At 55.4% G+C, this 18,582-nt stretch carries 19 protein-coding genes; 16 read left to right on the top strand and 3 right to left on the bottom strand.

Annotated elements, in window-relative coordinates; translation table 11 throughout:
* The first annotated feature begins 1 nt into the window (after position 1).
* Positions 2–433: a YbjN domain-containing protein gene (locus tag ACE419_RS03515; RefSeq protein ID WP_435721025.1), complete on the top strand. Its 432-nt coding sequence runs from the start codon at positions 2–4 to the stop codon at positions 431–433.
* A gap of 106 nt (positions 434–539) precedes the next feature.
* Here the strand turns inward: ACE419_RS03515 and ACE419_RS03520 are convergent, their stop codons facing one another.
* Entirely contained in the window at positions 540–1,967 is a 1,428-nt protein-coding gene (locus ACE419_RS03520; protein ID WP_435721026.1) for a radical SAM protein, read from the bottom strand.
* 265 nt (positions 1,968–2,232) lie between these two features.
* Complete coding sequence (locus tag ACE419_RS03525) at positions 2,233–2,583, bottom strand: winged helix-turn-helix transcriptional regulator (protein WP_432647076.1); 351 nt, start codon at positions 2,581–2,583, stop codon at positions 2,233–2,235.
* 207 nt (positions 2,584–2,790) lie between these two features.
* Between ACE419_RS03525 and ygiD the strand changes: the two genes are divergently transcribed.
* The 3 genes from ygiD to ACE419_RS03540 all read left to right on the top strand — a co-directional run bounded on the left by ygiD (position 2,791) and on the right by ACE419_RS03540 (position 5,213).
* Positions 2,791–3,567, top strand: a complete 777-nt coding sequence (gene ygiD / locus ACE419_RS03530) for a 4,5-DOPA-extradiol-dioxygenase (protein WP_435721027.1) — start codon at positions 2,791–2,793, stop codon at positions 3,565–3,567.
* Between the two features lie 174 nt (positions 3,568–3,741).
* Entirely contained in the window at positions 3,742–4,779 is a 1,038-nt protein-coding gene (locus ACE419_RS03535; RefSeq protein ID WP_435721028.1) for an alpha/beta hydrolase fold domain-containing protein, read from the top strand.
* 11 nt (positions 4,780–4,790) lie between these two features.
* Complete coding sequence (locus ACE419_RS03540; RefSeq protein ID WP_435721029.1) at positions 4,791–5,213, top strand: MarR family winged helix-turn-helix transcriptional regulator; 423 nt, start codon at positions 4,791–4,793, stop codon at positions 5,211–5,213.
* Positions 5,214–5,297: 84 nt separating this feature from the next.
* Here the strand turns inward: ACE419_RS03540 and ACE419_RS03545 are convergent, their stop codons facing one another.
* Entirely contained in the window at positions 5,298–6,329 is a 1,032-nt protein-coding gene (locus ACE419_RS03545; protein ID WP_435721030.1) for an aldo/keto reductase, read from the bottom strand.
* A 187-nt stretch (positions 6,330–6,516) separates the two neighbouring features.
* Here ACE419_RS03545 and ACE419_RS03550 point away from each other — a divergent pair, with 187 nt between their 5' ends.
* From ACE419_RS03550 to ACE419_RS03605, 12 genes are all read left to right on the top strand, one after another.
* Positions 6,517–7,728: an MFS transporter gene (locus tag ACE419_RS03550; RefSeq protein ID WP_432647081.1), complete on the top strand. Its 1,212-nt coding sequence runs from the start codon at positions 6,517–6,519 to the stop codon at positions 7,726–7,728.
* A 160-nt stretch (positions 7,729–7,888) separates the two neighbouring features.
* The gene (gene rimP, locus ACE419_RS03555; protein ID WP_432647082.1) at positions 7,889–8,341 is read left to right on the top strand and encodes a ribosome maturation factor RimP; all 453 of its coding nucleotides are present in this window, start codon (positions 7,889–7,891) and stop codon (positions 8,339–8,341) included.
* Positions 8,342–8,389: 48 nt separating this feature from the next.
* Positions 8,390–9,526: a transcription termination factor NusA gene (gene nusA, locus ACE419_RS03560; protein ID WP_435721031.1), complete on the top strand. Its 1,137-nt coding sequence runs from the start codon at positions 8,390–8,392 to the stop codon at positions 9,524–9,526.
* A 9-nt stretch (positions 9,527–9,535) separates the two neighbouring features.
* Complete coding sequence (gene rnpM / locus ACE419_RS03565; RefSeq protein WP_432647579.1) at positions 9,536–9,814, top strand: RNase P modulator RnpM; 279 nt, start codon at positions 9,536–9,538, stop codon at positions 9,812–9,814.
* Between the two features lie 3 nt (positions 9,815–9,817).
* The gene (locus ACE419_RS03570) at positions 9,818–10,135 is read left to right on the top strand and encodes a L7Ae/L30e/S12e/Gadd45 family ribosomal protein (protein WP_435721032.1); all 318 of its coding nucleotides are present in this window, start codon (positions 9,818–9,820) and stop codon (positions 10,133–10,135) included.
* 28 nt (positions 10,136–10,163) lie between these two features.
* Positions 10,164–12,659, top strand: coding sequence for a translation initiation factor IF-2 (gene infB, locus ACE419_RS03575; RefSeq protein ID WP_435721033.1), 2,496 nt, complete (start codon positions 10,164–10,166; stop codon positions 12,657–12,659).
* Between the two features lie 61 nt (positions 12,660–12,720).
* Positions 12,721–13,128, top strand: coding sequence for a 30S ribosome-binding factor RbfA (gene rbfA / locus ACE419_RS03580; protein ID WP_432647582.1), 408 nt, complete (start codon positions 12,721–12,723; stop codon positions 13,126–13,128).
* A gap of 1 nt (position 13,129) precedes the next feature.
* On the top strand, positions 13,130–14,083 hold the full coding sequence (locus tag ACE419_RS03585) for a DHH family phosphoesterase (protein ID WP_435721034.1): 954 nt from the start codon (positions 13,130–13,132) through the stop codon (positions 14,081–14,083).
* Positions 14,083–14,985 carry a tRNA pseudouridine(55) synthase TruB gene (gene truB / locus ACE419_RS03590; RefSeq protein WP_435721035.1) on the top strand — a complete coding sequence of 301 codons (903 nt, stop codon included), beginning with the start codon at positions 14,083–14,085 and terminating at the stop codon, positions 14,983–14,985. Before ACE419_RS03585 ends, truB begins: the two co-directional genes overlap by 1 nt.
* A gap of 33 nt (positions 14,986–15,018) precedes the next feature.
* Positions 15,019–15,951 (top strand): bifunctional riboflavin kinase/FAD synthetase, encoded by a 933-nt coding sequence (locus tag ACE419_RS03595; RefSeq protein WP_435721036.1) that lies wholly within the window; start codon positions 15,019–15,021, stop codon positions 15,949–15,951.
* A 136-nt stretch (positions 15,952–16,087) separates the two neighbouring features.
* Positions 16,088–16,366, top strand: a complete 279-nt coding sequence (gene rpsO, locus ACE419_RS03600) for a 30S ribosomal protein S15 (RefSeq protein WP_432647586.1) — start codon at positions 16,088–16,090, stop codon at positions 16,364–16,366.
* Positions 16,367–16,483: 117 nt separating this feature from the next.
* Positions 16,484–18,553 (top strand): polyribonucleotide nucleotidyltransferase, encoded by a 2,070-nt coding sequence (locus ACE419_RS03605; protein WP_435721037.1) that lies wholly within the window; start codon positions 16,484–16,486, stop codon positions 18,551–18,553.
* Positions 18,554–18,582 lie beyond the last annotated feature (29 nt).

Below are 18,582 nucleotides of genomic sequence, written 5' to 3' on the forward strand. Positions count from 1 at the left end.
TATGAACAAAAAAGCAGAAGCATTCAAAGCCTATGTGGAAGAAAAGCATCCGCATGCATTCCAGCTTGAGGAAATCCCGGACGATGCCTATGAGACGGCCGTTTTTCGCTCCTTTGCAGAAATTAGCGGCAGCCGCCTGCCGGTAGCTGTCATCCTCGATACGAGCATCTATGCGATGATTCGCATTCTCATAGTACCGCATGCTGTACATGAAGGAAAGCGTGAGGAACTGTTAGAACAGCTCAACGCGTACAACAAGAAGTACAAGACGTGCAAGTATTATCTTGACGATGAAGAAAATATCGTACTCGATACCTGCATTCTCTGCGGTGAAGACACGGTGGACGGCGATCTCGTCTACACGATGTTCAGTGTTTTGCTGAAAGAGCTTGAGGAAGATTATCCGGAGCTTATGAAGCTTGTCTGGGCGTGAGTGACAAATCGATAGAATCGACCCTATATAATAGTAAGAAATGAAAAAAGCCAGCTTTCGGAATCTGTTCATGCAGAATCCAGAAGCTGGCTTTTTGTTGAATTGCTCAATTGCTGAGCGATTCTTCGGCTTCTTTTTCATTTTTTTCCTGAGCCTTTTTCTCTTCAATCTCATCCCAGAGTTTGTCGGCCTCAGGCTGCCATGCTTTGGCGTAGGCCTGGCACTTTGCGCAGAGGTGCAGGGCCGATTCCGGCGACTGGAGGTCTGTCGATTTGGCACCGCTCTTTGCGACCATAGCAGCAAGAAACTGCGGGTTTTCGAGCATCGGGCAGGGGCGCAGATGGTTCGTGTTGAACGGCTGTTTCTGCTGATATTCGCGGAAAAGCGGCTGCTGCAGGCATTCGAGCAGGCTCTTGTCCTTGATGTTGGCACTCGAATAGTGGATGAAGACACACGGCTCGACATCGCCGTTCGGGTTGATGTGGCAGTATTCGCGCGCACCGGCTACGCAGCCATCGATGAACTGGCCGTCGTTCTGGAAGTCCATGGCAAAAATTGGTTTGCCGCCCTTGACGCTGCGGATTTCGCGGACGCGGTGCACCATGTAGGCGCGCTGTTCCGGCGTCGGCAGCAGGTCGAGCGAGGCGTCATTGCCAACGGGCATGTAGTGGAAGTACCAGGTGAACCAGGCACCTTTGTCGATGAGCATGTCAAGGAATTTATCCGACGTGACGGTGGCGATGTTCTTGCTCGTATAGCAGATGGACGTGCCGAAGACGATGCCGTGTTCGCGCAAGAGGTCCATGGCGTGCATGACTTTGTCGAAGTCGCCCTTGCCGCGGCGGCTGTCGTTGACTTCGCGGAAGCCCTCGATACTGATGGAGAAACTCAGGTTGCCGACTTCCGTGACCTCTTTGCAGAAATCTTCATCAATCAAGGTGCCGTTCGTGAAGGCGTGGAACTCGCAGTCCGGATGCTCGCGGCAGAGGCGGATGATATCATGCTTGCGTACGAGCGGTTCGCCGCCCGTCATCAGGTAGAAGTGGCAGCCGAGCTCTTTGCCTTCCGTGACAATTTTATTCATCGTATCGTACGAAAGGTTCAGCGTATGGCCGTATTCTGCAGCCCAGCAGCCGACACAGTGCATATTGCAGGCACTCGTCGGGTCGAACAGGATGGCCCACGGAATATTGCAGTGGTATTTTTCCTTGGCAGCGTTGCGGGCGCGCAGACCGTAGAAGCCCGACTCAAAGCCGAGGTCCATGACGGCCGTTTTGACAATGTTCGGATTGAGCGTATCCAAAGCCTGGTTGACAAAATGCATCCACTTGCCGTCCTCTGCAATCAGGCGGCGTGCGTCTTCAAACGATTCTTTCTCAAAAAGGTCACCAAACAAATGCTCAAGCAGATAAGAAAGACGCGTCAACGTTTTTTTGCGGTCCTCTGGATCATGTTCCGTCATGATGTGGTCGACAAGGGCCTCAACCTCTTTCCTCGCGAGGCTGTGAACGATGTGATTTGTTACCTTAGTCATCACCAGTCAACTCCTTACACGCAAAACAGATAAAATCAAAGCTTTGCGAAAGAAGCGAAGGGGAAGCAGCGCTGTTTCTTGTTCGTTTTTTTCGTATAACTATATTATACTCCGATTAGTCAAAAAGTCGATGGTAAAAAGTCAAAAAATTAAAATTTTGGAGCCCTGCACAAATCTTTTGTACAAAACTCCAAAACAGAAAGATTATCAATTTTATTGTCTTTATCTTTATAATCAAGCGAGCGTCCGTGTCAATCCCTGTCCATTAGTGACGGTTGGCATGCAGATAGTCGATGTAGGCATTGCCCCAGTCGCGGATGCTGGCGAGGACGGGGGCGAATCGCTGCCCAATTTCTGTCAGGCTGTACTCGACGCGCGGCGGGACTTCGGGATAGACCGTACGGCTCACGATGCCCTCGCGTTCGAGGTATTTGAGCTGGGATGACAGCGTGGCGTGCGTGATCTGCAGCTCGCGTTCGAGTTCATTGAAGCGGCGCGTGCCCTGACTGAGTTCATGCAGTACGAGGATGGCCCATTTGCCCTGCAGGATTTTCTGCGAGGTTACAAAGGGGCAGACGCCAAAGAGCTCTTTTGTCTGTGTTGCCTGTTTTGTCATGATGGTTCCCCCATTATTCTCTCAATGTGCCAGTATCTTGGACTTTTGGCTGTTTGCTTGTTCCTGATATTACAGCAATACGCAAGTATTTCATACTTAGTCGCGAAAAATATCGTTCTTGTCATTATTGTAACGTATCCTTATAATATAGACAAGAGAGTAAGTACAAAAAATATACTTTTATGAAAAATAAAGGGGAGATACGCGATGAAGAGAATGCCAGCGATTTTTGTCGGCCACGGCAGTCCGATGATTGCCTTAGACCATAATGAACTGACGGAGACATATGGAAAACTAGGTCAGGCCGTTCTGGAAAAATTTGGCCGCCCGAAGGCTATTCTGATGATTTCGGCGCATTGGTACACGCGCGGCACGCTTGTGCAGAGTGCGGCAAAGCCGCGTCAGGTCTACGATATGTACGGTTTTCCAGAGGAACTCTATCAGCTGAAGTATGAGCCTTCGGGCTCGGCAGAGCTTACGAAAGAAGTGCAGAACATTCTCGGCGATGCTGTCGAAGTCGATGACAGCTGGGGCATTGACCACGGCACATGGAGCGTGCTCGTCCATATTTTCCCGCAGGCCGACATTCCCGTCGTGCAGCTCTCCGTCAACGGCCTTTTGAGCGACGAAGAGTCGTATGCCCTCGGCGAAAAGCTCGCCGTGCTGCGCGGCAAAGGCTATCTCGTCATGGGCAGCGGCAATGTCGTGCACAATCTGCGCGAAGTCGAGTGGGAAAATCCCCAGGGCTCGGCTGCTGCGGACCGCTTTGACGCGTATATCAAAGAGGCCGTCGAAAAACGCGATGATGAGAAAGTCATTTTCTATCATCAGCATCCCGACGCTTCGTACGCCGCGCCGACGCCCGACCATTATCTGCCGCTCCTCTATATCCTGGGGGCGAGCAGGGGCGAAAAGCCGTACGTATTCAACAACGTGCGCAATCTCGGCTCGATGGCCCTGACAGGCTATGCCTTTGGGCTTTGATATTTTGATACTATGATTTGCTGAAGACCCTCGTACGGTGATGTATCGTGCGGGAGTCTTTTTTTGCAGGGATTTGACAATGATACGATATCGTATTATACTAAAACCCATGAACGATACGTTAGCGTATTATTTCGGATCCTGTAGAGAAAATAAAAATGAGGTGCATATTGTATGAAGGGAAAAAAGAAATGGATGTCGCGCATGTTTTCGCTGGCTCTGCTCGGCTGCCTGGTGACGGGCGGGCAGGGGTTCGCGGCACCGGCTCCTGCCGCGAAAGTCAATGTCGACTCGTCCACGGCGAATCTGCCCAATAAAGTACAGAGCGAACGTCTGAAAGTCGACGTCAAGACGCCGCTGATTAACGAGATTTCGAATGTCGTCTACGAGCAGGTGCCGATGCGCGGCTATCCGAATGTCGCGATGAAGATGGATATTCTGCAGCCAAAAAGCAAGGAAAAACTGCCGGCCATCGTTTTTGTGACGGGCGGCGGCTTCATCAATGCCAATAAGGATAACGGTCTGCAGCTGCGCATGCATCTTGCCGAGTCCGGCTATGTCGTTTCGTCCATCGAATACCGCGTGGCGCCGACGGCGCGTTTCCCGGAGCCCCTCGAAGATGTCAAGGCGTCCATCCGCTACCTCAAGGCCAATGCGGATAAGTTCGGCATTGACCCCGACCGCGTCGGCATTGTCGGCGGCAGCGCGGGCGGCTACCTCACGGCCATGGCCGGCACGACGAGCGGCACGAAGACATTTGACAAGGGGGAGAACCTGGGTGTCGACAGCTCGGTTAAGGCTGCGGTCGACCTCTACGGCCTTTCGGACCTCACGCGCATTGGCGACGACTACGATGAAAATGTCAGGAAGGCGCATGCGTCGGCCGGGGCGACGGAAGCCCTCTGGGTCAACGGTTCGCCTGTCTTTGGCGGCAAGGACGGCGGCATTCTAGAAAGCCGCGAAGCTGCGGAAAAGGCCAATCCGATTCACTACATCACGAAGAACAGCGCGCCGATGCTTTTGATGCACGGCACGGCCGATACGGTCGTCTCGCCGAGTCAGACGGACCTTTTGTTCCAGGCTCTGCAGAAAGAGGGCATTCCGTCGAAGCGCTATCTCGTCGAAGGGGCGGCCCATGGCGGCATTTACTGGAATCAGCAAGAAGTCCTCGACATCATCACGGACTTTTTTGACGGCTATCTGAAGAAATAAGGCAGGCACGCATGATTTTAGATAAAATGCTTGGCTACGCCATCTGCCGCGTGGCCCGCAAAATCCACTACCGCATCGACGAAATGTTTACGGCCTACGGCATCACGGTGGAGCAGTGGAGCGCACTCAAGACCATCGAGGAGCACGAGCAGGAGAATTTCTGTCAGAAGGACCTTGCCAAAAAGCTCGAGAAAAATCAAAATACCATCAAGACACTGGTGGCGCATCTGAGCAAAAAGGATTTTATCGAACGCTGCCCGGACCCCGATGACAGGCGCAATATGCTGCTGTTTACGACGAAAAAGGGACGGCAGCTCATTGAGGAGCTCTCGGCCCTCGACCAAAAGGCCAATCTTGAACTGCTGGAGGGACTGAGTGCCCGCGAGCGCGAAGATTTGAAACGGATTCTGGCTAAGCTCGAAAAAAATCTGTAAGCAAAAACAGCTTCGTCAAATGACGGAGCTGCTTTTTTCAGACATGATTTTTCGGATTTTCGTATGTTTCGTATGTTCGGATATTCAGCGAATCAGGCCCTGCACGCCGGGGGCGAGGGAAATCTTATTGATGAGGGAAAGTTCCTCTTCGCTGAACGCGGTGTTTTCGATGGCCTTGATGTTGTCGAGAATCTGCGCAGGCTTCGAGGCACCGATGAGGACGGTCGTGATGTCATCGTCCTTGAGGTCCCAGGCCAAAGCCATTTCGGCAAGCGTCTGACCGCGCTTTTCGGCAATTTCATTTAGCGCGCGGATGGCCGTGAGCTTTTCGGGCGTCAGGGATTTTTCCTTGAGGAAACGGCCGTCGCGGTGAATGCGGCTGTCCTCGGGGATGCCGTGCAGATAACGATTTGTCAGGAGGCCCTGACAGAGCGGGCTGAACGCGACAATGCCGAGGCCGAGGGCAGCCGACGTCTTTTTGAGGCCGTTTGCCTCAATCGTGCGGTCGAAAATCGAATAGCGGTTCTGATTGACGATAAAAGGCACTTTGAGCTCCCGCAGAATGGCCGTGGCCTTTTCGAGTGTCGGCCCGTCGTAATTGGAGAGACCGACATAAAGCGCCTTGCCGCTCCTGACAATCTGGCCGAGTGCGCCCATCGTCTCTTCAAGCGGTGTATGCGGGTCCATGCGGTGATGGTAGAAAATATCGACATAGTCGAGATGCATGCGTTTGAGGCTCTGGTCAAGGCTTGCGATTAAATACTTGCGGCTGCCCCAGTTGCCGTACGGCCCCGGCCACATATCGTAGCCTGCCTTCGTCGCGATGACGAGCTCGTCGCGGTAGGGGCGGAAGAGGTCGTCATAGAGCCTGCCAAAATTTTCTTCGGCACTGCCGTAAGCCGGCCCGTAATTGTTTGCGAGGTCAAAATACGTAATGCCGTGGTCAAAGGCCGTCGTACAGAGAGCGCGCATATTGTCATAAGCCGCCGTATCGCCAAAATTATGCCAGAACCCCAGAGCGAGTCTGGGCAGGCAAAGTCCGCTCTGCCCGCAGTGCGGGTATTCCATTTTGTCGTAGCGCGAAGATGCTGCGGTATAAGTCTTTCGAACATCCATATATAGATGCCTCCCTTTTGTAGTCACTATCTGATTGATTCGTGGGAACAGCCGGATATTCCTGCTGTATCGCTTGATAAATATGTTCAAAGGCCTATAATAGATATTTATGTAGAGACATTGAGAAAATAAAAATAGAGAAATAAAAAACACGCTATATTGCTATATATTTAGGAAGGAAGATTGCATGCAGAGAGAAAAATTATGGACGCCGGAATTTTTGGGCATGGGAGGGAGCAACCTGTTCCTCTTCATGTCCCAGTACATCATGGTCGCGGCCCTGCCGATTTTCATCATGGATACCCTGGGCGGCGGGGATATGGAGGCCGGCATGGCCATGACGGCCTTCCAGATTGGCGCGGTCTCCTGCCGGCCGTTCGCGGGCAAGCTCATCGACGCCGTCAACAAGCAGCGCCTGATGTTTTTTGCGACCATTGCCTTTTTCCTCGTGATGCTCGCTTTCAACTGGCTGCACTCTCTGCAGTCCATCTACGCGCTGCGCCTGCTGCACGGCTGCATTTTTGCCATCGCGACGACGGCCGCTGCGGCCATGGCCGCGCTCATACTGCCGGCTTCGCGCAAGGGCGAGGGCATCGGCTATTTTGCCATGTCAACGAATCTTGCAATGGTTGTAGGCCCCTTAGTCGGTCTTCTGCTCATCGGCAATTTTGGCGGCACGGCTCTTTTCCTCTTTGTGACGGGCCTTGCCGTGCTGACTTTTTTTGCGGCCAACGCCAAAAAACTGCCGCCTGACGTCATAAGTCCCGTGCCGCGCCACAAAAAGGGCTTTCATCTGACGGATTTCATCGAACCGCGCTCTCTGGCACCGGCCTTTTTAGGCGGCCTCGTCTTTTTCGCCTACGGCGGCGTGCTGACCTTTATCCCGCTTTACGCCAAAAGCCTTGGCCTGCAGGCGGAGACGAGTATTTTCTTCATGGTGTTTGCCTTTGTCATCATCCTGACGCGCCCGATTATCGGCCGTCTCTTCGACGAGAAGGGGCCGGACTGGACGGTCTATCCGGGCTTTGTCTTTTTCGCTTTGGGCATGATTTTCTTCAGTCAGGTTGAGACGCTTGTGGGGCTCTTAGGCTCTGCTGCCGTGCTCGGCATCGGCTTTGGCGCGCTTTCCCCGGCTTTCCAGACGCTTGCCGTGCAGCGCGCGCCGTCTTCGCGTGCCGGCGTCGCGACGGCCACGTATTTCTGGTTCCTTGACATCAGCGTGGGCCTTGCGGCAGCGTTTCTTGCCATCGTGGCCGCGCATTTTGGCTACGCCTTCATGTACGGCGCGGTCAGCACGGCCGTCATCGTCATCACGGCCGTCTGCTACTTCTTCTGGAGCCGCAGTCTGCCGAAAAAGGCAAATAGGGCGCAAAAAACGCAGAAAACGGAAAAGATGTGACTTTTTTCGCGATGCCATTTACAAGCCGTATCTTTTATGTTATCATGAAATAGTTAATTTAAGGTTGTTTTATGAAGAGTGGGTGCAAGCCCACTCTTTAATCTTATGTGCGAAAGGGAATGGGACAGTTGTCCCAGAGACTAAACTTGGGGGTGGATGTATGGCTAAACAGCAGGTCGAAGATGCCGTAGAGGCAATTGTACAGGAGCTGCTTAAGGGACAGGACACGATTGAATTCGTCGATGTCGAGTACGTCAAGGAGCATGACTGGTATCTGCGCGTCTATATCGATAAGGAAGGCGGCATTGACATCGAGGATTGTCAGGCATTGAGCGAAAAGCTTGAGGAAGAGCTTGACAAGCGCGACGTCGTGCCGGATTCGTATATTTTGGAGGTTTCGTCACCGGGCATTGACCGCATTCTGCGCAAGCCGCGCGACTTTGCGCGCGAGCAGGGCAAGAAGGTCGACGTGACGCTCTACGCGCCGCGCGACGGCAAAAAGCTCATCGTGGGCGAGCTCACGGGCTTTGACGGCGAGGCCATCGAACTTGACGGTGCGGACAAGATTCCTTTAAAGGACGCCGCGCAGATCCGCCTGCACATCGATTTCTAACATTATAAATAAAGGGGCTTGCCCCCGTTCATTTGGGAGGATATAACTTTGGCAAGAAAAACGACGAAAGCGAAAGATAATGGTCAGGAATTCCTGACGACGCTTAGGGAACTCGGCAAGGAGAAGGGCATTGACGAAGAAGTGCTCTTCGAGGCCATCGAGGCTGCCCTGATCTCGGCCTATAAGCGCAATTTTGGCTCGGCACAGAATGTCCGCGTCACGCTTTCCAGAGAAACGGGCGCTTATCACGTCTATGCAATCAAGACGGTCGTCGAGGATCCTGTTGACGAGATCACGGAGATTTCGCTCGCACAGGCCCGCACGATTAAGCCGGACTATGAAGTCGGTGACGTCATCGAAATCGAGGTCACGCCGGCCAACTTCGGCCGCATCGCTGCGCAGACGGCAAAACAGGTCGTCGTACAGCGCATCCGCGAGGCAGAGCGCGGCATCATCTATGAGGAATTCATGAGCCGTGAAGGCGACATCCTCACGGGCCTTGTCGAACGCGTCGAGAACCACAACGTCTACATCGACCTCGGCAAGACGGAAGCCGTGCTGACGCCGGCTGAACAGATCCCGACGGAGACGTATCAGCATGGCGACCGCATCAAGGCATATGTCGTCGAAGTCAAAAAGACGAACAAGGGACCGCAGATCGTCGTTTCGCGCACGCATCCGGGTCTCTTAAAGCGCCTGTTTGAGCTCGAAGTGCCAGAGATTCAGGAAGGCATTGTCGAGATCAAGTCCGTCGCCCGCGAGCCGGGCAACCGCTCGAAGATTGCCGTCTACTCGAAAGACGAAAATGTCGATCCGGTCGGCTCCTGCGTCGGCCATCGCGGCATGCGCGTCCAGTCGATTGTCGATGAACTCGGCAGCGAGAAAATCGATATCGTCAAATGGAGCGAGGATCCGGCGAAGTTCATTGCCAACGCCCTGAGCCCTGCCAAAGTTGTTTCCGTCGCCGTCAACGAAGCCGAAAAAGTTTCGCGCGTCGTCGTGCCGGACTATCAGCTCTCGCTTGCCATCGGCAAGGAAGGTCAGAACGCCCGCCTCGCCGCCAAGCTCACGGGCTGGAAGATTGACATCAAGAGCGAGTCGCAGGCTGCTGACGAAGAGCTCGATGAAAACATGCATGAAGTCGAAGTCACGGGGGATGAGTCCTTCACGGCTGAGGTGGAATAAGGTGGAATCATGAAGGTAAAGAAGATCCCACAGCGGCTTTGCCTGGGCTGCCAGGAAAGCCATCCAAAAAAAGATATGGTGCGCATCGTGCGCAGCCCCGAAGGCGAGTATTCCGTGGATTTCACGGGCAAGAAGCCGGGCCGCGGCGCGTACATCTGCCGCCAGCGCGAATGCTTTGACAAGGCCAAGAAAAGCCACGGCCTCGAGCGTTCGTTCAAAGCGCCGATTGAGGCTTCTGTCTACGATCTCCTCGAACAGGAATTGTTCGGGGGCAAAGATGAGGGCTGACATATGGCTGTTACCAAAGAGCAGCGCATCATGAATCTTTTGAGCATGGCCCAGCGCGCACGCCGGATTGTCTCCGGTGCGTTTGCGGTGGAGCAGGCTCTGAAGGCCCGTCAGGCCGTGCTCGTCCTGATGGCGGCAGATGCTTCTGCAGAATCCAAGAAAAATTACCAGATCTTAGCAGATCGATACAAGGTTCCCTATCTTGAGGGGCTTGACCGTGCCATGCTCGGTCAGTGCCTCGGCAAGGAGTACCGCGCAGTCGCAGCACTTCTCGATGAAGGTTTCGCGAAAAAACTGTGCGAGTTGATGAAGGAGCCATGAGTATGAAATAATAACCGGGGGTGGATTAATGTCCAAATACAGAGTTTTTGAGCTCGCCAAAGAGTTCAACACGGATAGCAAAGTAATTCTCGATATCCTCAAACGCAATAAATTCAAGGCCACGAATAATTTCTCAGGTGTCGGCGAAGAAGAGCGCACGGCCGTCAAGAATGCCCTGAGCAATAAGGGCGGCAAGGCCAAAGAAAGCAAGCCGCAGGCACCGGCTGCCCATGCAGCAGCTAATCCGGCCGAGAAAAAGACGGCCCAGAAGCCGGCTGAAAAGACACAGGCCGTAAAGCCGAATGCCAATAACAACAATAATAATGGCAATAACGGCAATAATGCACACCGCCATGAGGCTGCACACAATAACCGCGATAACCGCGACAGCCGCAATAACAATGGCAACAACGGCAATAACAATCGTGCTGCCGCTTCTGCAAACCGTCCGGCTCACAGCAACAACAATAACGGCAATAACGGCAATGGCGGCAATAATAACCGCAGTGACCGCAATAACGGCCGCAATGGCAATAATGGCGGCAATAACAGCCGCAACGACCGCCGCAATGGCCGCAATGAGCGCAATAACAGCCGCAATGACCGCAGCAACCGCTTCGGCGGACGCAATGACCGCCGCGGCAAGGGCCGCAACAATAAGCGCCAGCAGGCACCGAAGGTCGAAATCGCGCATCCGAAGCACATCAAGCTGCCGGAGACGATTGCCGTCAAGGACCTCGCTTCCAAGATGAGCTACACGGCTGCCGAAGTCGTCAAGAAGCTCTTCATGATGGGCGTCATGGCGACCATCAATCAGGAAATCGACTTCGATACGGCTGCTCTCGTCGCTTCGGAATTCGGCGTGACGTGTGAGGAACTGCCGCCAGAGGTAGACCCGACGGAAATTCCGGAAATCGAGGATGACCCGAAATCGCTGAAGCTCCGCCCGCCAGTCGTCACGGTCATGGGCCATGTCGACCACGGCAAGACGTCGCTTCTCGACTGCATCCGCAATACGCACGTCCAGACGCATGAGGCCGGCGGCATCACGCAGCACATCGGTGCTTATCAGGTCAACTGCAAGGGCAAGAAAATCGTCTTCCTCGACACGCCGGGTCATGAGGCATTCACGGCCATGCGTGCCCGCGGCGCCCAGATCACGGATATCGCCGTCCTTGTCGTCGCTGCCGACGATGGCGTCATGCCGCAGACGATTGAAGCAATCCACCACGCAAAATCGGCTGGCGTGCCGATCATCGTTGCCATCAACAAGATCGATAAGCCGGGTGCCAATCCGGACCACGTCAAGCAGGAACTCATGGAGCAGGGTCTCGTGCCGGAGGAATACGGCGGAGACACGATCATGGTGCCAGTTTCGGCGAAGAAGCAGATCGGCATTGACGACCTCCTGGAGATGATTCTGCTCGTTGCCGAGGTCAAAGAGCTCAAGGCCAACCCGAACCGCGATGCCCGCGGCGTCATCGTCGAGGCCAAGCTCGATAAAGGCCGCGGCCCTGTCGCCACGGTCCTCGTTCAGAACGGTACGCTGCGCATTGGCGACTCCGTTGTCTGCGGCACGACGTACGGCAAGATCCGCGCCATGGTCAACGACCGCGGCGAGAACGTCAAGAAAGCCGGCCCGTCCGTACCAGTCGAGATCCTCGGCCTCAACGATGTGCCGGAAGCCGGCGATATCCTCGCCGTGCTCGAGGAGAAGCAGGCCCGTTCGATTGCCGAAGCACGCATCGAGCGCCAGCGCAACAACCTCATCAAGAGCAAGAAGGTCTCGCTTGACGACCTCTTCCATCAGATTCAGGAAGGCGACATCAAGGACCTCAATATTGTCATCAAGGCCGATGTTCAGGGCTCCGTCGAGGCTCTGTCGAGCTCGCTCTTAAAGCTCAACAAGAACGATGAAGTCCGCGTCTCCATCGTCCATTCGGGCGTCGGCGCCGTCAATGAGTCCGATGTCATGCTGGCCTCGGCTTCCAACGCCCTGATTATCGCGTTCAACGTCCGCCCGGATGCCAATGCCCGCAAACTCGCGGACACGGAGAACATCGATATCCGCACGTACCGCGTCATCTACGATGCCATCAACGACGTCAAGGATGCCATGAGCGGCATGCTGAAGCCGAAGTACAAGGAAGTCATTCAGGGCCGCGTCGAGATTCGTCAGGTCATGAAGTTCTCGAAGGCCGTCGTAGCAGGCTCCTACGTACTCGAAGGCAAGATCTGCAACAATTCCAAGATCCGCATCATCCGCGACAACATCGAGATTTTCGATGGCGAGATCGACTCGCTGCGCCGCTTCAAGGATGAGGTCAAGGAAGTCAACGCAGGCTATGAGTGCGGCATCTCGGTGGTCAACTTCCGCGACTTCAAGGAAGGCGACATCATCGAGGCTTACACGATGGAAGAAGTCGCCACGACGATTGCCGATGCCAACAAGGCTGCCGCCAAGAAGCGCGAAGAGCAGGCAAAAGCCGCTGCAGCCAAGGCTAAGGAAGAGAAAAAAGACTGATTGATACGGATAACATTACGATAAAAGAGATAAAAGATACGATAAAAAAGGAGGGGAAGCCATGAGCCAGCTTCGCGTAGAAAAAGTACAGGAGCTCATGAAGCAGGAGGTCTCGGAGATCATTCTGCGGGAACTCAAGGACCCGCGCATCGGGTTCGTGACGGTCACGTCCGTCGAATGCACGGGCGACCTTCGGGAAGCCAAGATTTATGTCAGCCTGATGGGCAGTGAACAGCAGGTCAAGGACTGCTGGGCGGGACTCCAGAGCTCGCTCGGCTTCGTCCGCCGCGAAATCGGCAAGAGAATCCGCCTGCGCTTTACGCCGGAAATCTCGTTTGTCATTGATAAATCCCTCGATTACAGCGCTCATATCCAGGAGCTGCTGCTGAAAATCGAGGCCGAGGACAAGGCAAAGGAGCAGGCAAAGCCTGCAGAAGAAGCAGACGACAAACAGAAAGAAGAACATTGACATGATTGTAACATTGAGTGAAACGGCAGCCATCCTCGCCAGTGCTCAGCGTATTGTCATCACGGCCCATGAGAATCCCGACGGCGATGCCATCGGGTCAAGTCTCGGGCTCATGCACATGCTGCGCAGCTTAGGCAAGGAAGCCTGCGTTCTGCTCGATGATGATATCCCGGCCATCTTTTCGGTGCTGCCGGGATATGATATTATTAGGAGACCGGACGAGAAAGAGCCCGTCGAAGCGGACCTTCTCGTCGTGCTCGACACCTCGACGGACCGCACGGGCTGTACGCTCGCGGCCGTCAAGGCAGAGCACCTTTTAAATATCGATCATCATCAGACGAATGATAATTCAGCAGAATACACCTATGTCGCCCCAGGCAGGGCGGCAACCGCCGAAATCATCTACGACCTCACGCGCGAGCTGCCGGTCAAGCTGACGAAAGACATGGCCATGTGCATCTACACGGGCCTGGCGACGGATTCGGGCTTTTTCCGCTTCTCGAACACGACCTCGCATACGATGCGGGCCGCGGCGGAGATGCTCGACCACGGCGTGACGCCAAATGTCATCTCGGAAGCGCTGGAACAGAAGCCGTATCAGACGGTGCGCGACATCGGCGAGGCCATTGAAATGGCCGAACTCTTCGCGGACGGCCACGCTGCCGGCATCTTCCTCGACGAGGCGACGACGGCGCGCATGAAGTCAACGGAATCCTTTATCGGCATGATCCGCGTCATTGAAGGCGTGGACATCGCTGTGGTCTTAAAAGCCAAGGAAAAGGAGCTCTGCCGCGTCAGCATGCGTTCGAAAGGCATTGACGTCAGCAAAATTGCCCTGCAGTTTGGCGGCGGCGGCCATACGCGAGCAGCCGGCTGCACGCTCCTGATGCCGTTTGAAGATGCCAAGCGCACCATCTGCGAGGCCATTTCGAAGGCCATCTGGGAGAATAAATAATGGCAGAGAAAAAAGCAGATGGCTTCCTTAATATATTGAAGCCGCCGGGGATGTCCTCACACGATGTTATCGGCGCTGTGCGCAAAGTCCTCAAGATGAAGCGCGTCGGCCATGCCGGCACGCTCGACCCTGCGGCGGCCGGCGTTCTGCCGATTGCCACGGGGCAGGCGGCAAGGCTCATCGAATACCTCGAACTCGCCGACAAGACGTACCGCGCGGAGCTGACTTTTGGCTTGGCGACGGACAGCGGCGACGATACAGGCGAAGTGACTGAAAGCGTCACGGATTTTACGATGCCGTCTAAGGAAGAAGTCATGGCGGCCCTGCAGAAATTTACGGGTGTCATCCGGCAGACGCCGCCGGCGCACTCGGCCATCAAAATCAATGGCAAAAGGGCCTGCGACCTGCTGCGTCAGGGCGTTGCGGTCGAAATTCCGTCGCGCGAAGTGACCATCCATGCCATAGACCTCATCGCGTATAAGCCTGAGGAAAAGAAAATTCTCATCGATGTCAAGTGTTCCAAAGGCACGTATATAAGGAGCCTCTGCCTTGACATTGGTGCGGCCCTCGGCCTGCCGGCCGTCATGAGCTTTCTCGTGCGCAGCCGTGTCGGCGATTTTTCGCTGACGGAGGCTTTGACGCTCGAAGAACTTCAGGAGAGAGGGGCAGAGGCCATCCTGCCGCCCGTGGAATTTTTGAATCACCTCGAGCGCTATGACCTCGACCCAAGCCGCGAAAAGGCCTTCTGCAACGGCCTCGGCACGGGTGAACGCCGCCGTGTGCCAAAATCCGACACGCTGCGCGTCTACTGCGCGGGGGATTTTCTCGGCATCGGCCGCTATGACCGCAAAACGCAGGAAGTCATACCTGCCAAGGTCATTTTGCGTCAGGCCGGCCATTAAAGTCCTTTAGCCAAATATCAAGGAGGGCAATTTATGCAGTTTTATTCCAGGCTCACCGCTCTCAAACAGGAATATCCGCGCCTCGTCGTCGTGCTCGGCATGTTCGACGGCGTGCACATCGGCCATCAGAGCATCATCAGGCGGGCCGTGGAGCTCGCGCGCGAGCACAATGGCAAATGCCTTGTCTTCACGTTCAGCAATCATCCGCTGTCCGTCGTCGCGCCGCAGTCGCTGCCGCCGCAGATTGCGAATAATCTGCTCAAAAAGCAGCTGATGGCGGAGCTCGGCGTCGATATTCTCATGGCCATCCCGTTCACGAAGGACCTCGCGCGCCGTACGCCGGAAGAATTCATGGAACTTTTGCGCGACTACTTTGCGCCGCGCGTCGTCGTGACGGGGCCAAACTACACCTTCGGCAGCCGCGGCAAGGGTACGCACCGCCTTTTGCAGCGTGCGGGCAGGGACTACGGCTTTCGCGCCGAGATTTGTCCGGCCGTGCTTCTCGGCGGACGCCCTGTCAGCAGCACGCGCATCCGTGCTCTGATTGACGAGGGAAACTTAAATGAGGCGGAAATCTGCCTCGGACGGCCGTTTACCGTGCTCGACCGCGTCATTCACGGCGACCGGCGCGGCCGCACGCTGGGCTTCCCGACGGCGAATCTCGCGATTCCCGATGCTCAGGTCATGCTGCCAAACGGCGTCTATGCCGCCAAAGTCATCCATGACGGCAGCATGTATGCGGGCCTTGCCAATATCGGCAACAACCCGACCTTTGAGGGCTGCAACCGCCGCATCGAGGTCAATATTCAGGATTTTTCGGAGGATATCTACGACCAGCTCATCGAGGTCCAGTTCCTGCAGAAAATCCGTGATGAAGAGAAATTTGCCTCGGTCGATGAACTCGTCGCGCAGATGCACAAGGACCGCGAGCGTGCCAAAGAAATCTGGCGCCGCACAGTGCAATAAAAGGCTTTACAAGCCCTGACGGCCTATGATATAATACCAGAAGTGCCAATTGGCAAAACCTCAGCCCAGATGGCGAAGAACTCCGACGTCTTCTTGGCTGATGGAGATTTACGATTTATTAGGAGGAAAACAAAACATGCTGACTCAGGAAGCAAAACAGGAAATCATGCAGAAGTATGCCGTTCATGAAGGTGACACGGGTTCGCCGGAAGTACAGATCGCTGTCCTTTCCGCTCGTATCGACTATCTGACGGAGCATCTCAAGCAGCATAAGAAGGACCATCATTCCCGTCGCGGTCTGCTGAAGATGGTCGGCCATCGCCGCCGCCTGCTCAGCTACCTCTACAAGACGGATATCGAGCGTTATCGTTCGATCATCTCGAAGCTTGGTCTGCGTTCCACGGTTGAGCGTTGATCGCTGACAAGCATCAGGAATGAGCCTGAAGCGGAAAGCGGGAGCAATCCCGCTTTTTTTTCTGGAAAATTTGACTAGGGCTTATATATAATGAAGGAAAGATTCAAGGAGGTACATATGAATCGCTTTGAGATGGAACTCGCCGGCCGTCCGCTCGTCATCGAGAACGGCAAGATGGCCAAGCAGGCGAATGGTGCCGTACTCGTGCGTTACGGCGATACGGTCGTGCTCGTGACGGCTACGGCTTCGGCCGAGCCGCGCGAGGGCGTGGACTTTTTCCCGCTGACGGTCGACTATGAAGAGAAGATGTACGCTGCCGGCAAGATTCCGGGCGGCTTCATCAAGCGCGAAGGCCGCCCGTCGAGCGAGGCCGTGCTGCGCGCACGCCTGATTGACCGCCCGATTCGTCCGCTGTTCCCGAAGGGCTTCCGCAATGACGTACAGATTGTCGCGACGGTCCTTTCCGTCGAGCAGGACAATGAGCCGGAGCTTGCGGCCATGCTCGGTGCTTCGTGCGCCCTGACGGTTTCCGATATCCCGTTTATGGGACCGATTGCCGGTGTGCGCGTCGGCCGCGTCAACGACGAATTCGTCATCAACCCGACGGAAGAGCAGCGCAAGGTCTCGACGTTGAACCTCACGGTTGCAGGCTCCCACGACGCCGTCATGATGGTCGAAGCCGGTGCCAACGAGCTGCCGGAAGATGTCATCCTCGATGCCATCCTGTTCGGCCATGAGGAAATCAAGCGCCTCGTCGAGTTCCAGCAGGGCATTCAGGCCACGTGCGGCAAGGAAAAAATGCAGCCGAAGCTCTTTCTCGTACCGGAAGAAATGGAAGAGGGCATCCGCGAATATGCCAAGGAACGCCTTGACGCCGCTGTCCGCAATCCCGACAAGCTCGACCGCGATGCGCATATCGCCGACATCGCCGCCGATACGATGGAGCATTTCCTCGAACTCTATCCGGAGATGGACAAGGAAATCGGCATTGCCTTCCATGACCTCGAAAAATCCGTCGTGCGTCATATGATCACGCACGAGAAAATTCGTCCGGACGGCCGCGAAGTCGAAGAAGTCCGTCCGGTATCGTGCGAAGTCGGCCTGCTGCCGCGCACGCATGGCTCCGGCCTCTTTACGCGCGGTCAGACGCAGATTCTCACGGTCACGACGCTCGGCGCCCTCGGTGATGAGCAGGTCATCGATGGCCTTGGCCCTGAGACGACGAAGCATTACATCCATCATTACAACTTCCCGGGCTACAGCGTCGGCGAAGCCCGCCCGATGCGCAGCCCGGGCCGCCGCGAAATCGGCCATGGCGCCCTCGCGGAGCGCGCACTCGTGCCGGTCATCCCGTCCATCGAGGAGTTCCCGTACACAATTCGCCTCGTCTCCGAGGTCCTCGAGTCGAACGGCTCGAGCTCCATGGGCTCCGTCTGCGGCAGCACCCTGTCCCTCATGAATGCCGGCGTGCCCATTAAGCGCCCGGTCTCCGGCGTCGCCATGGGCCTCGTCAAGGAAGGGGACAAGTACACGATCCTCACCGACATTCAGGGCATGGAAGATGCCCTCGGCGACATGGACTTCAAAGTTGCCGGCACGACGGAAGGCATCACGGCCATCCAGATGGATATCAAGGTCGACGGCCTCTCGCGTGAGATTCTGTCTTCTGCCCTGCAGCAGGCAAAACGCGGCCGCGCGTTCATCCTCGGCAAGATGCTCGAATGCATCGACAAGCCGGCTGCGGACCTCTCGCCGTACGCACCGCGCGTTGAGACGATGAAAATCAAGGTTGACAAGATTCGCGACGTCATCGGCACGGGCGGCAAAGTCGTCAAGAAAATCATCGACGAGACCGGCGTACAGATTGACATCCATGAGGACGGCAATATCTTCATCACTTCAGCCGATGCAGAGGGCATGAATAAGGCCAAGGCCATGATTGAAGACATCGTGCGCGAAGTCGAAGTCGGACAGGTCTACACGGGCCGCGTCACGCGCCTGATGAAATTCGGCGCCTTCGTCGAGATCCTGCCGGGCAAGGAAGGCCTCTGCCACATCTCGCAGCTCGCCAAGCACCGCGTCGAAAAAGTCGAAGACGTCGTGCAGGTCGGCGACCAGCTGCAGGTCAAAGTCACGGAAATCGATGACAAGGGCCGCATCAATCTCAGCCATAAAGCCGTGCTTTAATCTGCAAGTTGCGGCTGTACATAAAAAGC

Source organism: Mitsuokella apri (assembly GCF_047974105.1).
Taxonomy (GTDB): Bacteria; Bacillota; Negativicutes; order Selenomonadales; family Selenomonadaceae; genus Mitsuokella.

Coding starts and splice junctions, on each gene's coding strand:
- ACE419_RS03540 (WP_435721029.1), top strand. CDS start 4,791: ATGATTTTAGATAAAATGCTTGGCTACGCCATCTGCCGCGTGGCCCGC.
- ACE419_RS03585 (WP_435721034.1), top strand. CDS start 13,130: ATGATTGTAACATTGAGTGAAACGGCAGCCATCCTCGCCAGTGCTCAG.
- ACE419_RS03535 (WP_435721028.1), top strand. CDS start 3,742: ATGAAGGGAAAAAAGAAATGGATGTCGCGCATGTTTTCGCTGGCTCTG.
- truB (WP_435721035.1), top strand. CDS start 14,083: ATGGCAGAGAAAAAAGCAGATGGCTTCCTTAATATATTGAAGCCGCCG.
- infB (WP_435721033.1), top strand. CDS start 10,164: ATGTCCAAATACAGAGTTTTTGAGCTCGCCAAAGAGTTCAACACGGAT.
- ACE419_RS03595 (WP_435721036.1), top strand. CDS start 15,019: ATGCAGTTTTATTCCAGGCTCACCGCTCTCAAACAGGAATATCCGCGC.
- ACE419_RS03545 (WP_435721030.1), bottom strand. CDS start 6,329: ATGGATGTTCGAAAGACTTATACCGCAGCATCTTCGCGCTACGACAAA.
- ygiD (WP_435721027.1), top strand. CDS start 2,791: ATGAAGAGAATGCCAGCGATTTTTGTCGGCCACGGCAGTCCGATGATT.
- ACE419_RS03525 (WP_432647076.1), bottom strand. CDS start 2,583: ATGACAAAACAGGCAACACAGACAAAAGAGCTCTTTGGCGTCTGCCCC.
- ACE419_RS03550 (WP_432647081.1), top strand. CDS start 6,517: ATGCAGAGAGAAAAATTATGGACGCCGGAATTTTTGGGCATGGGAGGG.
- ACE419_RS03520 (WP_435721026.1), bottom strand. CDS start 1,967: ATGACTAAGGTAACAAATCACATCGTTCACAGCCTCGCGAGGAAAGAG.
- ACE419_RS03515 (WP_435721025.1), top strand. CDS start 2: ATGAACAAAAAAGCAGAAGCATTCAAAGCCTATGTGGAAGAAAAGCAT.
- ACE419_RS03570 (WP_435721032.1), top strand. CDS start 9,818: ATGGCTGTTACCAAAGAGCAGCGCATCATGAATCTTTTGAGCATGGCC.
- rbfA (WP_432647582.1), top strand. CDS start 12,721: ATGAGCCAGCTTCGCGTAGAAAAAGTACAGGAGCTCATGAAGCAGGAG.
- rpsO (WP_432647586.1), top strand. CDS start 16,088: ATGCTGACTCAGGAAGCAAAACAGGAAATCATGCAGAAGTATGCCGTT.
- ACE419_RS03605 (WP_435721037.1), top strand. CDS start 16,484: ATGAATCGCTTTGAGATGGAACTCGCCGGCCGTCCGCTCGTCATCGAG.
- rimP (WP_432647082.1), top strand. CDS start 7,889: ATGGCTAAACAGCAGGTCGAAGATGCCGTAGAGGCAATTGTACAGGAG.
- rnpM (WP_432647579.1), top strand. CDS start 9,536: ATGAAGGTAAAGAAGATCCCACAGCGGCTTTGCCTGGGCTGCCAGGAA.